At 66.8% G+C, this 12,761-nt stretch carries 14 protein-coding genes and 1 pseudogene; 8 read left to right on the top strand and 7 right to left on the bottom strand.

The window, feature by feature from the left end; genetic code table 11:
* A pseudogene (locus OEJ37_RS34110) lies at window positions 1-778 on the bottom strand (chemotaxis protein CheA); the annotation flags it as partial.
* On the opposite strand from OEJ37_RS34110, the gene OEJ37_RS34105 reads away from it, so the two are divergent.
* Entirely contained in the window at window positions 765-1,085 is a 321-nt protein-coding gene (locus OEJ37_RS34105; protein ID WP_244130694.1) for a hypothetical protein, read from the top strand. The pseudogene OEJ37_RS34110 and the gene OEJ37_RS34105 sit on opposite strands and share 14 nt — an antisense overlap.
* Here the strand turns inward: OEJ37_RS34105 and OEJ37_RS34100 are convergent.
* From OEJ37_RS34100 to OEJ37_RS34090, 3 genes are all read right to left on the bottom strand, one after another.
* The gene (locus OEJ37_RS34100) at window positions 1,069-1,350 is read right to left on the bottom strand and encodes a hypothetical protein (protein ID WP_263349396.1); all 282 of its coding nucleotides are present in this window, start codon (window positions 1,348-1,350) and stop codon (window positions 1,069-1,071) included. The genes OEJ37_RS34105 and OEJ37_RS34100 overlap by 17 nt on opposite strands.
* Before the next feature lie 74 nt (window positions 1,351-1,424).
* Window positions 1,425-2,015, bottom strand: coding sequence for a hypothetical protein (locus tag OEJ37_RS34095; protein WP_175918328.1), 591 nt, complete (start codon window positions 2,013-2,015; stop codon window positions 1,425-1,427).
* A gap of 111 nt (window positions 2,016-2,126) precedes the next feature.
* Window positions 2,127-2,450: a hypothetical protein gene (locus OEJ37_RS34090; protein ID WP_263349393.1), complete on the bottom strand. Its 324-nt coding sequence runs from the start codon at window positions 2,448-2,450 to the stop codon at window positions 2,127-2,129.
* A gap of 773 nt (window positions 2,451-3,223) precedes the next feature.
* Here OEJ37_RS34090 and OEJ37_RS34085 point away from each other — a divergent pair.
* Complete coding sequence (locus OEJ37_RS34085; RefSeq protein WP_175947748.1) at window positions 3,224-3,589, top strand: hypothetical protein; 366 nt, start codon at window positions 3,224-3,226, stop codon at window positions 3,587-3,589.
* 220 nt (window positions 3,590-3,809) lie between these two features.
* Here OEJ37_RS34085 and OEJ37_RS34080 read toward each other — a convergent pair whose 3' ends face one another.
* From OEJ37_RS34080 to OEJ37_RS34070, 3 genes are all read right to left on the bottom strand, one after another.
* Window positions 3,810-4,208: a hypothetical protein gene (locus tag OEJ37_RS34080; RefSeq protein WP_263349392.1), complete on the bottom strand. Its 399-nt coding sequence runs from the start codon at window positions 4,206-4,208 to the stop codon at window positions 3,810-3,812.
* A 392-nt stretch (window positions 4,209-4,600) separates the two neighbouring features.
* The gene (locus tag OEJ37_RS34980; RefSeq protein ID WP_317891547.1) at window positions 4,601-4,726 is read right to left on the bottom strand and encodes a hypothetical protein; all 126 of its coding nucleotides are present in this window, start codon (window positions 4,724-4,726) and stop codon (window positions 4,601-4,603) included.
* A 45-nt stretch (window positions 4,727-4,771) separates the two neighbouring features.
* Window positions 4,772-5,695 (bottom strand): AraC family transcriptional regulator, encoded by a 924-nt coding sequence (locus OEJ37_RS34070; protein ID WP_175918336.1) that lies wholly within the window; start codon window positions 5,693-5,695, stop codon window positions 4,772-4,774.
* A 371-nt stretch (window positions 5,696-6,066) separates the two neighbouring features.
* Between OEJ37_RS34070 and OEJ37_RS34065 the strand changes: the two genes are divergently transcribed.
* From OEJ37_RS34065 to OEJ37_RS34040, 6 genes are all read left to right on the top strand, one after another.
* Complete coding sequence (locus OEJ37_RS34065; protein ID WP_006480868.1) at window positions 6,067-6,528, top strand: (2Fe-2S)-binding protein; 462 nt, start codon at window positions 6,067-6,069, stop codon at window positions 6,526-6,528.
* A gap of 2 nt (window positions 6,529-6,530) precedes the next feature.
* Window positions 6,531-8,741: a xanthine dehydrogenase family protein molybdopterin-binding subunit gene (locus tag OEJ37_RS34060; protein ID WP_263349391.1), complete on the top strand. Its 2,211-nt coding sequence runs from the start codon at window positions 6,531-6,533 to the stop codon at window positions 8,739-8,741.
* Between the two features lie 457 nt (window positions 8,742-9,198).
* Window positions 9,199-9,597, top strand: a complete 399-nt coding sequence (locus OEJ37_RS34055) for a winged helix-turn-helix domain-containing protein (protein ID WP_263349390.1) — start codon at window positions 9,199-9,201, stop codon at window positions 9,595-9,597.
* A 395-nt stretch (window positions 9,598-9,992) separates the two neighbouring features.
* Window positions 9,993-11,147, top strand: coding sequence for a type III secretion system cytoplasmic ring protein SctQ (gene sctQ, locus OEJ37_RS34050; protein WP_175918339.1), 1,155 nt, complete (start codon window positions 9,993-9,995; stop codon window positions 11,145-11,147).
* 3 nt (window positions 11,148-11,150) lie between these two features.
* On the top strand, window positions 11,151-11,825 hold the full coding sequence (sctR, locus tag OEJ37_RS34045) for a type III secretion system export apparatus subunit SctR (protein WP_034180501.1): 675 nt from the start codon (window positions 11,151-11,153) through the stop codon (window positions 11,823-11,825).
* Window positions 11,822-12,616 carry a lytic transglycosylase domain-containing protein gene (locus tag OEJ37_RS34040; protein WP_263349388.1) on the top strand — a complete coding sequence of 265 codons (795 nt, stop codon included), beginning with the start codon at window positions 11,822-11,824 and terminating at the stop codon, window positions 12,614-12,616. The genes sctR and OEJ37_RS34040 overlap by 4 nt, the downstream gene beginning before the upstream one ends.
* Window positions 12,617-12,761 lie beyond the last annotated feature (145 nt).

Genomic DNA, 12,761 nt, shown 5'->3' with positions numbered 1-12,761 from the left:
CTGCCATCGCGGCTGCCGGCACGACCGCGGCTGCGGGTGCGGCTGCGACAGCCGGCGCAGCCGCAACCGCAGGTACGATGGCTCCCGGCGCAGCGGCTGCGACTGCCGGCGCGGCTTCGGCAACTGCCGGTGCAGCAACCACCGGCGCCGCGACTGCCGGTGCAGCAGCAACCGGCGCGATCGCCGGCACGGGCACCGGGACGGGGATGGGCGCGGCCCGCACCGCGGTCGTCGCCACCGGGCGTGTCTGCGCCGGCGCGGCTGCGTCGATCGGTGGCAGGCCCATGCGGTTGCGCACGATCGGATCGTGATACTTCACGTCGTCGGCGACGGTCGCTTCGGCACTGGGCGCGACATTCGAACGCGCGAGCGGCGCGGTCGTGCCCGGGCACAGGTGCCCGGTCGCTTCCACCGCGCGCCGGTTCGCGTCGCTCTGGCAGAGTAGCGCGAGCGCCACGTCGGTCAGGCCCATCGCGCGGAATTCACGCGCATCGAGACGACGGACGCAGGCCTGGTCGACCAGCGTCGTGCCGCCCGTCGCGCCGAACCCCGGGAACGACACGCCGACGCTCACCGACCCCATGCAGGTGTCGGACAGCGTGGTCGTGAGGCCGGGCGCCTGGATGGACGGGTTCGTCTTGATCGTCTGCGTACCCGAATAATTGACGTTTTCCGACGCCTGGGTGTTGTACGGGTTGGTGCCGGGCGAGCCGGGCGCCTGGAGCGAGCTCACGCTCTGCGGCGTCACGTTCGAGCCGCCGCTCGTGCCGGACGGCATCGTCACGTTCACATTCACGCTCGAATTGCCGCTGCCGCGAACCCCGCTGCTACTGGCGGCATTGCCGCCGCGCGAGCTCGTGGTATTGGTGTTCGTGCTGATGCTCGAGCCGCCGCCCTGGCCGATCGCCGTCGACGACGTCGAGGACTGCGCGCTCGAAGTCGAGTCGGCTGTTTGCGCCTGGGCGCCGATCGTGGTCATCGCGAACATCGCCGCGCATGCCACCTTGATCCTGTTGCTGTTCATTTCACTCTCCGGACGAGGTTTGACCTCCCACCCAGGCAACCGTGCTACTTCCCCTGAATGACTTCAGTTTTTGCTGCTTCCCCGAACTGCTTCCAGCCGCTGCCCAGCTGGGACCACGAGCCGGCCGACATACCCTGCCACTGCCGGGTGTCCGGTCCGCCGATGGCACTGCCCGACGAAAGCGCTTGTCGTTCTGACGGTTTGATTGTCTGGTCAGGGTTGTTTGACGTCTGCATATTCGATTGCACACCATCGGCAGCACGGTCAGCGCCATACGCCGTCAGAGACGCGAGCATCAGAGCGGCGGCAATCAGTTTCTGCTTCATGCCAACTCCTTACGGGGCAACAATGCGGGAAAAGAGACCAGCGTCGCTGGGAAACTGGCCCCTCCCACACCTGACTAATGACTGCTTCCGGTCGCGCTGGAACTGCCCAGGCTTCCGCCCGATGCGGACGGCGAGCCGGCCGGACCGGTACTCCATACGGTCGACGAGTTGTAGTGATTCGAACCCGTGATCGCGCCTGACCCGCCACTGCCCGTGAGCCCGGCGGCACCCGCGTTGGCAATGCCCTGGTCGTTCGCACCCGTTGCGGTGTAGTGGTTCGCGCCGAGTACGATCGTGGCGGTCACCCCTCCCGACAGCGCATTCGCGTTCTCGTTCGTGCTGCCGTTTCCGCCGAACGAGCCTGCGGCACCGATACCGCCGCCTGCCGCGAACGCCCCCCCGTTCATGCCCGAACCGCTGGCCGTCGAAGTCGAGTTGTGAAAGGCGGATGCCGTGCCGATGGAACCAGCGGGTGTCACGGTACTTCCTGCATTCGCGCCCGCCGTCGAAGTCGAATTGCTGGTATAGCTGCCGGAGCCGACCAGTACCGAACCGGAAACACCCGCCGCAACGGATTGCGTCTGGTTGGTCGTGGACGAACCGGCTGCCAATGCAGCCGACGAGATGACGGTGAGCGCTGTCGCTAAAATGACGTTGGCTTTCATAGCAATCCTTTGCTGTGAGGAAGTTCGGCGGTGGCGGAGCCGGGCCTGCCCGCGTAGAGCGAAACCCGGCATCCGTACCGCCAGCCAATGACGAACGCTACGCGCCGCGGCTTAGTGGTGAAGCGTCCAGCCGATCGAGCCGGCATTGGCGCCGCTCGTGCCACCAGCCTGTGCACCGCCGAAGCCAAAGCCGCTGACCGACGACGATTGCTCGTGGTTGGTGTACGACATCGAAGAGCTGCTCGGGCCGCCGGCAACTGCACCGGCTGCGCCGAGCGCCGAGCCGGAATCGATGGCGATGAAGTGGCCGAACCCGGCAACACCGGCCATCGTCGAACCACCACTCGTCGAGCTGCTGCTCGACACCGTGCCGCTACCTGCGAACGCTGCACCCGAGACCGCCAGAACTGCTGCTGCAATGAGAAGCTTCTTCATGGTCGACTCCAAAACGGCGTGGACGAAATGAGCCCGGAAGATCGCACGCCATCAACCTTCCTGACTTGAGCAATCCTCAAAAAATAAGGATTACTATCAAATTACGAGATTCCTGTTTTCTTTGAAATTCATGTCTTTTTGATTTTTTGGACAAACGAAGTCTAGTTTTTGTTTTTAAGTTATCCAAAATTTATTAACGCGTGTTTTCCACTATTTTTATTAACATTGGATATTTAGCGAAAACACTCTAATTTGATCAACCGGAATTACGCACACACTTTTCCGGCCCGCGATTTTCGATACCCCGCCGAAAACAAATGCCGGCACTGGCACCCGTTTCCGGAATCGAAAATGAGCGAATATATTTACCACCGCAAAATGCAGAGCCGCTCAAAATGCGCTCTTTAGTCGAGCGGAAAATGGCCTGCATTGCAGCCAGATGACATGTCTGCTCCCTGGGGGAGCGACGAAAGGTTCCCGGATAATCCGGCCAACAGGCGTTTGATCTAATCCGGCCGGCGCCGGTATTGGCCCGGCGCGATCGAAACTGCCTTGCACGGTTGAAGACGAATCGGTATCACGCTGTCCGGCACGAACAGGCTGATCCATCCGGGTGAACTGAATGAAGGTGAGTACCGCTGTCGCCCGGTTGCCGCGCGGAGCGACAACCGCTCCAGCACGCGCAGCGCGCGGAGGGCGGGCAATCGGCGAGGTGCGCCCCGCGACGCTGGCACCGCGTCGCAAGCGACACCCCGAACTTTCCGACTACCCCTATGGTGCGCAAAGAACGCGCCGATCAAGCCACTGCTTATAGTCTTCATCGCCGTTTCCCCGACTGGCTTATTGACGAGTTGGCCGCCCCCACATCGTTGTTGCATCGTGTCGACCGCTCGCCGGTGCGTCTAGTAGCGCAAGCAGCGTGCCACGCGTTATTCCGCCGCTCATTGCGCGCGCTGAACGGCCGCCGCGCCGGCTCGAATCGCCGGGAACGTCATTTTTGGTTTCAGGAATGTATCGCAACAACGGTCAGGCACACGCGGCGATCGTTGCGCGTCGCGAAGCAATACCTCGATTTGACGGACGAAACCGGCACGCCGGCCCTCGCCGGACGGCCAGGCGAACGAGTGTTTCAAACCTGAGAAGCGCATCGCCACGCATGGCCCGCTACATCCGCTTTTCCGCCTGCGAATCGGGCGTCGCGGCACGTGCGGCGGGCCTCCAAGGCCCCTGCCGAACGGGAATCGAGGCGTGCGGCGCCCTGTTCCACCGGCCCGCGCGGCCGCCTCCGATGCGCCGGAGCCACGCATTCGTCTTGACAGACGAAACGGATTTGATTCATCCGTGAAAATACCGACACGATCACACGACAACGATGTTGCGATCTCGACGATTACCGGTGTAACAACCAAACCGAATTGGAACGCGGAATTCCGACCGCGGCCGTCGCAACGGCCTTTCACGTTCATTCGATCCGCCCTTCGCACCTTGAACTGCCAGGTGGGCAATAAGTTGCAGAGCCGTTTTCAAGCATTTATCCGCGCCCTTCTCATCGTTGAAACAAAACGATTCAACGCCTTTTTTCGCATCATCAATCCCGTAAGCGCCTGATTTACCGAACATTTCATTGAATCGAATCGCATCGATCCGGCCATCGCCCGGGTCATTTTCCTGTCCCCACGGTTCATGCGTGAAACACAACGCGCATATCGCGCGGCAATTTCTCACCCTCGCCGCGCACAGCGGGATTGCGCCGTCCATGGCATGCCGATTGCCTGATTTCCGGTTCTCACCGAGCAGCACGCCACGGCACACGGATCACGGACGGCGGCCGCTCGTCAATCAGCGTGTCGGGGAAAAGGCGATGAAGATCACCACCGATCGATCGGCGCTCGCGTCGTTCAAGCATCAACGGGGTTGCCAGCGAAACCGGAGCGCCTAGCGCCGCGACAGGCGCTTCGTCGATATCAGCACATGCGGACCGGCGCTTGCCGAAGCGATACCGGTGCAGCGGGATGGAACATGTGCGCGCCGCCGTCGAGCAAATCGACGTGGGGTTCCTGGAGATGCTCGACGAAGGAGCAAGCCATGAATGGCAGGGTCGCGCCGCGCTACTTCAACGTGGCCGGAACGCCAACGCAGCCGGACACCGATCATGCGGACCTGTAGTACTTCGAAGCAGCCGCGCTCGACATCGCGTCGAATCTGGCCTGCTTCGCGGTCGTTGTCACCCAGTCGACGGTACCGGTCGGCACGAACCGGATCGTCAAGCCGATCATCGAGCGCTGCGCGCCGACCGCGCGTTTGCGCCAGCCGCCGCCGCATCAGCCGAGCAGTTCCTTTTTCCGCAGGTGCACGACGTCGCGCATCGGCGGCGCGCCGAACAGCCGGCTGTATTCGCGGCTGAACTGCGACGCGCTCTCGTAGCCGACCACGGCAGCCACCGACCCGACGTCGCCGCCCTGCCGCAGCAACAGCCGGCGCGCCTCGTGCAGCCGCAACTGCTTCTGGTATTGCAGCGGACTCAGCGTCGTCACGTGCTTGAAATGGTGGTGCAGCGACGACACGCTCATGTTGACCGCCTGCGCGAGCGACTCGACGCGCATCGGCTCCGCGTAGTGATCGCGGATCCATTCGATCGCGCGCGCGATCCGGTGCGTCTGGCTGCCCGCGATCGCCATATGCCGCAGCCGCGTACCCTGCCCGCTCGTCATCAGCCGGTACAGCAGTTCCTTTTCGATCAGCGGCGCGACGACCGGAACGTCGGCCGGCGTATCGAGCAGCCGCAACAGCCGCAGCGCGGCGTCGAGCAGCGGCGGCGTCAGCTCGGCGAGCGCGATCCCCTCGCCTTCGGGGCCCGCGTCGGGCTCGGGCAGCCGCATCTCGGCCGCGAGCTCGACGATGCGCTGCGGATCGAGCGTCAGCGACAGGCACAGGTACGGCGCGTCCGGCGACGCGCGCGTCACGCGCGACAGGATCGGCAAGTCGATCGACGTAATCAGGCAATTCTGCGTGTCGTATTCATAGGCCTGGCCGGCCACGATCACGCGCTTCGCGCCCTGCGCGGCGATCACGAGCGCGGCACGCGACACGCCGCAGCCGAGATCGACCGGACGCGTGTGCCGATGCAGCATCAGGCCCGGCACAGCGGTCGAATGCGAGCCGTCCGCCGGCGCGAAGCGGCCGATCAGCGACGCCAGCTCGCGCCGCCCGGATTCACGCGACGCCGCGATATCGGTCATGTCCATGACGAATCCTCGATTGATTTCCCCATGTCGCGGGAGCATAGCGAAACGGCCCGCACCGCGCCCGGGATTTGCAGGATTGTTCAATAAATTTGCAGGATTGGGTAGACGCAAAAACCGGCTGCTCGCGCACACTCAGGGCCTGCTCACGCTCATAGCGGGCTTGCGAACGTGCGTTGCCGGCCGTAGTGCAAGGAGTGAGGAGCGCCGTTTGGCCGAGCCAAACAAGCGACGATCGACGCCGCAATACGGCCGGCAACGCACGTTCCCCTGTTCGGCAAAAATCATTCGTGAGGCCAGCGCAAGCCCGCTATGAGCGTGAGCAGGCCCTGTAACCGGCCGCATGCCGGTTTTTCCCCACGGAGACATACAACATGCCTACCTCGTTTGTCCTGAACGGCAAGAACGTCACGCTCGATGCCGATCCGTCGATGCCCGTCCTCTGGGCGATTCGCGAACACGCGGGACTGACCGGCACGAAGTTCGGCTGCGGCATGGCGCAGTGCGGCGCGTGCACGGTGCATCTCGAAGGCCAGGCCGTCCGCTCGTGCGTGCTGCCCCTCGCCGGCATCGCGGGCAAGCACGTCACGACGATCGAAGGCCTGCAAAGCAAGCCCGCGCAGGCCGTGCAGGCCGCGTGGGTCAAGCTGCAGGTTCCGCAATGCGGCTATTGCCAGTCCGGCCAGATCATGTCGGCCACCGCACTGCTCGAACAAAACCCGAAGCCGACCGACGCGGACATCGACGCCGCGATGAACGGCAACCTGTGCCGCTGTGCGACCTACGCCCGCATCCGGGCCGCGATCCACGACGCGGCCGCGACGCTCGGAGCCTGACCATGACGATCGAACTCGACAACCGCGATTCGGTGCGTCCGTCGCGCCGCACCTTCCTGAAGGCCGCGGGCGCCGCGGCCGCCGTCAGCCTGACCATCGGCTTCGAATGGACCGGCCTCGGCCGCCGCGCGCTCGCCGCGACCGCGCCCGCCGCCGATTTCGCGCCGAACGCGTTCCTGCGCATCACGCCCGACGGCGCCGTCACGGTCATCGCGAAGCACCTCGAAATGGGCCAAGGCGCCTATACGGGCATCGCGACGATCGTCGCCGAGGAGCTCGACGCCGACTGGTCGAGCGTGCGCGTCGAAAGCGCGCCGGCCGATGCGAAGCGCTATGCGAACCTCGCGTTCGGCACGATGCAGGGCACGGGCGGCAGCTCGGCGATGGCGAACTCGTGGCAGCAGTTGCGCGAAGCGGGCGGCAAGGCCCGCGCGATGCTCGTGTCGGCCGCCGCGGCCCGCTGGAAGGTGCCGGCCGGCGAGCTGACGACGGCGGGTGGCGTCGTCACGCACGCGAAGAGCGGCAAGACGGCCGCCTACGGCACGCTCGTCGCCGACGCATCGAAGCTGCCCGTGCCGGACAAGGTCACGCTTAAGCAGCCGGCCGATTTCAAGCTGATCGGTCAGCGGATTCCGCGCGTCGACGCATCGGCAAAATCGAACGGCACCGCGCATTTCACGCTCGACACGACGTTCCCCGGCATGCGCGTCGCGCTGCTGCAGCGCCCGCCGCGCTTCGGCGCGACCGTGAAATCGTTCGACGCGACGGCCGCGAAAGCCGTGCCGGGCGTCGTGTCGGTCGTGCAGGTGCCGGGTGGCGTCGCGGTCGTCGCGAACGGCTTCTGGGCCGCGAAACAGGGCCGCGACGCGCTGAAGGTCGAATGGGACGAATCGAACGCCGAGAAGCGCGGCTCGGCCGAGATCATGCGCGAATACCGGCAGCTCGCCGGCCAGCCGGGCACGTCGGCGCGCAAGGACGGCGATGCCGACGCGGCGATCGCGGGCGCGGCGCGCAAGATCAGCGCGACGTACGAATTCCCGTATCTCGCGCACGCGCCGATGGAGCCGCTCGACGCGGTCGTCAAGCTGACGGCCGGCAGTTGCGAGATCTGGGCCGGCGACCAGTTCCAGACGGTCGACCAGGCCAACGCGGCCAAGGTCGCGGGCCTGAAGCCGGAGCAGGTGCGGATCCACACGCTGTACGCGGGCGGCAGCTTCGGCCGGCGCGCGAACGCGTGGTCGGACTATGTGGTCGAGGCCGTGTCGATCGCGAAGGCGCTCGGCGCGGACGGCAAGCCCGTCAAGCTGCAGTGGACGCGCGAGGACGACATCCAGGGCGGCTACTACCGGCCGATGTACTTCCACAAGCTCGACGCTGGCCTGACCGCGGACGGCCGGCTGGTCGGCTGGCGCCACCGGATCGTCGGCCAGTCGATCCTCGCCGGCACGCCGTTCGAGGCGTTCATGGTCAAGAACGGCATCGACGCGACGTCGGTCGAGGGCGCGGCGAACCTGCCGTACGCGGTGCCGAACGTGTCGGTCGAGCTCACCACCGCGAAGACGGGCGTGCCCGTGCTGTGGTGGCGCGTGGTCGGCAGCTCGCACACCGCGTACGCGGTCGAGGCGTTCATCGACGAAGCCGCGCACACCGCCGGCAAGGATCCGTATGCGTTCCGCCGCGACCTGCTCGCGAAGGAGCCGCGCATGCGTGCGGTGCTGGAACTGGCCGCGCAGAAGGCCGGCTGGGATCCGGCCAAGCCGCTGCCGAAAGGCCGCGGGCGCGGGATCGCGGTCGCCGAGGCGTTCAAGAGCTATGTCGCGCAGGTGGCCGAGGTGTCGGTCGACGCGGACGGCAAGGTGAAGGTCGAGCGCGTGGTGTGCGCGGTGGATTGCGGGATCGCGATCAACCCCGACATCGTTGCCGCGCAGATGGAAGGCGGCATCGGCTTCGGGCTCGGCGCGGTGCTGCACAGCGCGATCACGCTGAAGGACGGCCAGGTCGAACAGCGCAACTTCGACGGCTACCACGTGCTGCGGATGGCCGAAATGCCGAAGGTCGAGGTGCATGTCGTGCCGTCGGCCGAGGCGCCGACCGGGGTCGGCGAGCCGGGCGTCGCGCCGATCGGGCCGGCGGTCGCGAACGCGATCTTCGCAGCGACGGGCAAGCGGCATTACGTGCTGCCGTTCGATTCGGCGGATAGCGCGAAGGCTTGATGGGGCGGAATGCCGGCCGGGGGATGGAAACGTCGCTCGGCCGGCGTTCTTTGTCGAAGCGTGTCCGATGCAGGGTTCCATGTCGGCAAGAAATTGCCCTAATCCCTAATCAATTGATTGATATAGATCGTTCATCAAACCCGGTAGGGTTCGATGTCGGGTTCGCTGTCCGGCAAAAACCATGTGCCGCCCGCCCCGAATCCCGCCTCCCCCGCACGTTACGTCGAACGTAACGCCCGTAACGTCGCCCCTCGATGCTACGTAACATTCCTTCACTATTGCTCCGCCCCCTTCCGTATCCGCGCCGCGCCCCGCGTTAAAAATTCTTTTAAATTCAAAGCCTCCGCACTGCATGCCCCGGCATCGTCGTCCGCCGATGCCTGACCATCCCTCCGCTGGCCCGGAAGTTGCAGGACATGACCCGCAAACACTCCTTAATTGGCATGCGAGGGCCACCATGGATTGCAAATACCTGTACATCGACAACATAAAAATCAACTTCGTGCGCCGCACGATCGAAATCGACAACCAAGTCATCGACGTTACGCCGCGCGAATTCGACGTCGTCGAATTCCTGCTCGACAACATGAACAAGGTCGTGCCGCGGCAGGCAATCCAGGAAGCCGTATGGGGCCGTGAACTCGCCGTGTCGTCGCGCACCCTCGACACCCATATCTCGCGGATCCGTTCGAAGCTGCAGCTCGATCACGACAAGAACCTGCGGATCATCCCGATCTACGCGGTCGGTTATCGCCTCGTGCTGTTCGGTGCGGCAATGACGCACGTCGAGCGCCACGAAGCGGCGCCGATCCTGCGCGCCGCACCGCAAGCCGTGATGGCCGCCGACTACGCTTGACGATTCGCCCGCGCGCCGCCCGCTCGCGGCGCGCCGGCAACGCACCTCCCCACCGCGCTGCACACGTCCGCAGCGCTTCGCGGCCTGCTCGTCGGATGCGGCCTCCGCACGCCGCCCTGCCCGCCAGCCAGTCGCGACCCGACCGCCGCCTCCGGGCGGCGGTCGCTTTTGGCCGCACGCCGCCGCACACCACGCTTCGTGGCATTCCATCGCGCCGCGTCGCGCTTCGTAGCGCCCCGCGTTCCCCGCCGCCGCGCGATGCACGCGACTACGGATTCCGGCGCGGCACGCGGCCATGGCCGTCCCTACAATCGACGCAGCAGCCGCGTGCCCGTCCGCGCCACCGGCCCCATCACAACCCGTCGAACCAACGCCGAATCCGCCCCGATCCCGCCGTGCCTGCGCAGTTCCTGACGAATGCCGACGCCGGCGACGCCGCGAACCCGGCCATGCCCGCCGCTTCCGCACCGCCCGCCGCTGCGCCGGCCGCGGTCGCGCTCGACGCGTCGCCCTACTTGCCGCGCCTGTCCGCCGCCGCCGCGCGCGGGCTGTCGCACGCGTACTGCGCGACCGGCGCCGTTCCGGTCACGCTCGGCGAGCATGCGTACGAGCTGCGCTGGCGCGTCGATGCCGAGCCGGCCGCCGACGCGCATGCATACCGCTTCGTCGTCGGGCCCGCCACCGGCACGCTGTGGATCGATCCGGTCGCGGAAACGGAATGGCTCGGCGACGCGGCCGACCCGGCCGTGCCGGCCGTGATCCGCGCGGCGCTGCTCGCCGACCTGTGCGCGCCGCTCACGGCCGTGCTGCAAGCCGCGACGCGGCAGCGCGTGGAACTGCTGCCGCCCCCCGCGAGCGCACCCGCCTGGCGCGCGTTGCCGGCCGCGCTGCGCTTCGAGCTGCGGCGCGCCGACGGCGCATGGCGCTGCCACGGCGCACTGCTGTTCGACGCGCCCGATGCGCTGGCCGTGTTCTTCGCGGCCGCGCCGGTCGCGCTCGCCGACGCGCGCGCGGCCTACGCGAACCTGCCCGTGCCGCTCGTGTTCGAGATCGGCCGCACCGAGCTGACGACGGCCGAACTGGCCGACGTCGTCGGCGGCGACATCATCGCGATCGAGCGCTGGCAGGCGCACGAGCAGAACCTGCTGTGCGTCGCCCGGCTGCCGGCCGCGCCGGCATGGGAGATCACCGGACGGCCGTCGGGCAACCGGCTGACCGTCGAACGAATCAGGGAGATGCCTTTGGAACCGACCCGCACCGACACCGCGCCCGCGACGGCGCACGACGCGCCGCCCGCCGATGCGCCGCGCACGCTCGACGGCCTCGCCGTCGACCTGCGCTTCGAGCTGCCGCCCACGTCGATGCCGCTCGGCGAGCTGAGTGCGCTGCAGCCGGGCGCCGTGATCGAGCTGCAGCAAGGAATCAACCAGAGCGTGATCCATCTGGTCGCGAACGGAATGCTGATCGGCACCGGCCACCTGATCGCGGTGGGCCAGAAACTCGGCGTGCGTGTCGTCACGCTGACGCAACCCGCGCCGCGCGAGCGCTGAACGATGGGCAACCTGCCGAATCCGGTCGCGCTGATCGCGGTGATCGCCGCGCTCGGCATCGCGCCGTTCGCGGCGCTGATGGTGACGAGCTACACGAAGCTCGTGGTCGTGCTCGGCCTCCTGCGCTCCGCGCTCGGGATCCAGCAGGTGCCGCCGAACCTCGTGCTGAACGGCATCGCGCTGATCCTGTCGCTGTTCATCATGGCGCCCGTCGGGATGTCGATCCGCGACGCGCTGCAGGCGCGTCACTTCGACGCGTCGGGGCAACTGTCGACCGCCGACGTCGGCGCGCTCGCCGATGCCGCGCTGCCGCCGATCAAGGATTTCCTCGTGTCGCATACGCGGCAGCGCGATCGCGAATTCTTCGTGCGCACCGCGACGTCGGTCTGGCCGAAGAATCGCGCGGACGGCATCAAGGACGACGACCTGCTCGTGCTGGTGCCGAGCTTCACGCTCGCCGAGCTGACGAAGGCGTTCCAGATCGGTTTCGTGATCTATATCGTGTTCATCGTCGTCGACCTGCTGGTCGCGAACATCCTGCTCGCGCTCGGGATGCAGATGATCTCGCCGACGACGATCTCGGTGCCGTTCAAGCTGCTGCTGTTCGTCGCGCTCGACGGCTGGTCGCTGCTCGTGCACGGGCTCGTGCTGTCGTACCGCGTGGCGGGCGCGGGATGAATGCGCGCGGCCTGCGAACCGCCGCCGCGTGCCTGTGCGCGCTGGTCGGGCTGCTCGCGCTCGCATTCGCCGCAATGCAACCGCGCATCGCGCACGCGGCCAGCGGCGCTGGCTTCGCGCAACTGGCGCGCGCGTGTGCGCCGAACGTCGATCCCGATACGCTCGCCGCGCTCGTGCGCACCGAATCGGGCTTCAATCCGTATGCGATCGGCGTGGTCGGCGGCCACCTGGCGCGCCAGCCCGCGTCGCTCGACGAGGCGCGCGCGACCGCGCACGAGCTTGCGTCGCGCGGCTTCAGCTACAGCGTCGGCCTTGCGCAGGTGAACGAACGAAATTTCTCGAAATACGGCCTCGACGAAGCGACGATGTTCGAGCCGTGCCGCAACCTGCGGGCCGGCGGCGCGATCCTGACCGAATGCTTCGCTCGCTCGTCGGGCACCGGCCGCGCCGCGCAGGCCGCGTTGCGCGCGGCGCTGTCGTGCTACTACAGCGGCAACTTCACGACCGGCTTCTCGAGCGGCTACGTGAGCCGCGTCGTCGCGAGCGCGCAGCGCAACGCGCGCGAAGGCGGCGTCGAACCGATTCCGGTCGTGAGCGATGCGCCGCCGCCCGAGCGCCGTCGGCGCATGGACGCTGCCGCCACCACGCCGCCCGAACGCGCGCGGCGGCTGGCGTCGCCCGCCGCGTCCGCCGATGCGCCTTCGTGTCATGCGCGCCCGGTGGTGATGATGTGCCGCGGGCTGCCGGCAAACCAGGCGAAGCGGCTGTGCGTGCGGTGTCTCGATCAGTGACGGCGCACGACGCAGGCGCGCATGCGGGTCGCCGTGAGCGGGTCGAACGCCGCGCATCGATCGTACACACCTCGTAGCAGGCAACACGCACGCGTCCCGGTCGCGCCGGCGCGCTACGAAACAGCGGCATTCCAGCAGCGATGCG

This window comes from Burkholderia sp. BKH01 (genome assembly GCF_025685725.1).
Taxonomy (GTDB): domain Bacteria; phylum Pseudomonadota; class Gammaproteobacteria; order Burkholderiales; family Burkholderiaceae; genus Burkholderia; species Burkholderia pyrrocinia_C.
The sequence above is the reverse complement of the archived record's forward strand: the minus strand, read 5'-3'. Positions and strand labels throughout refer to the sequence as shown.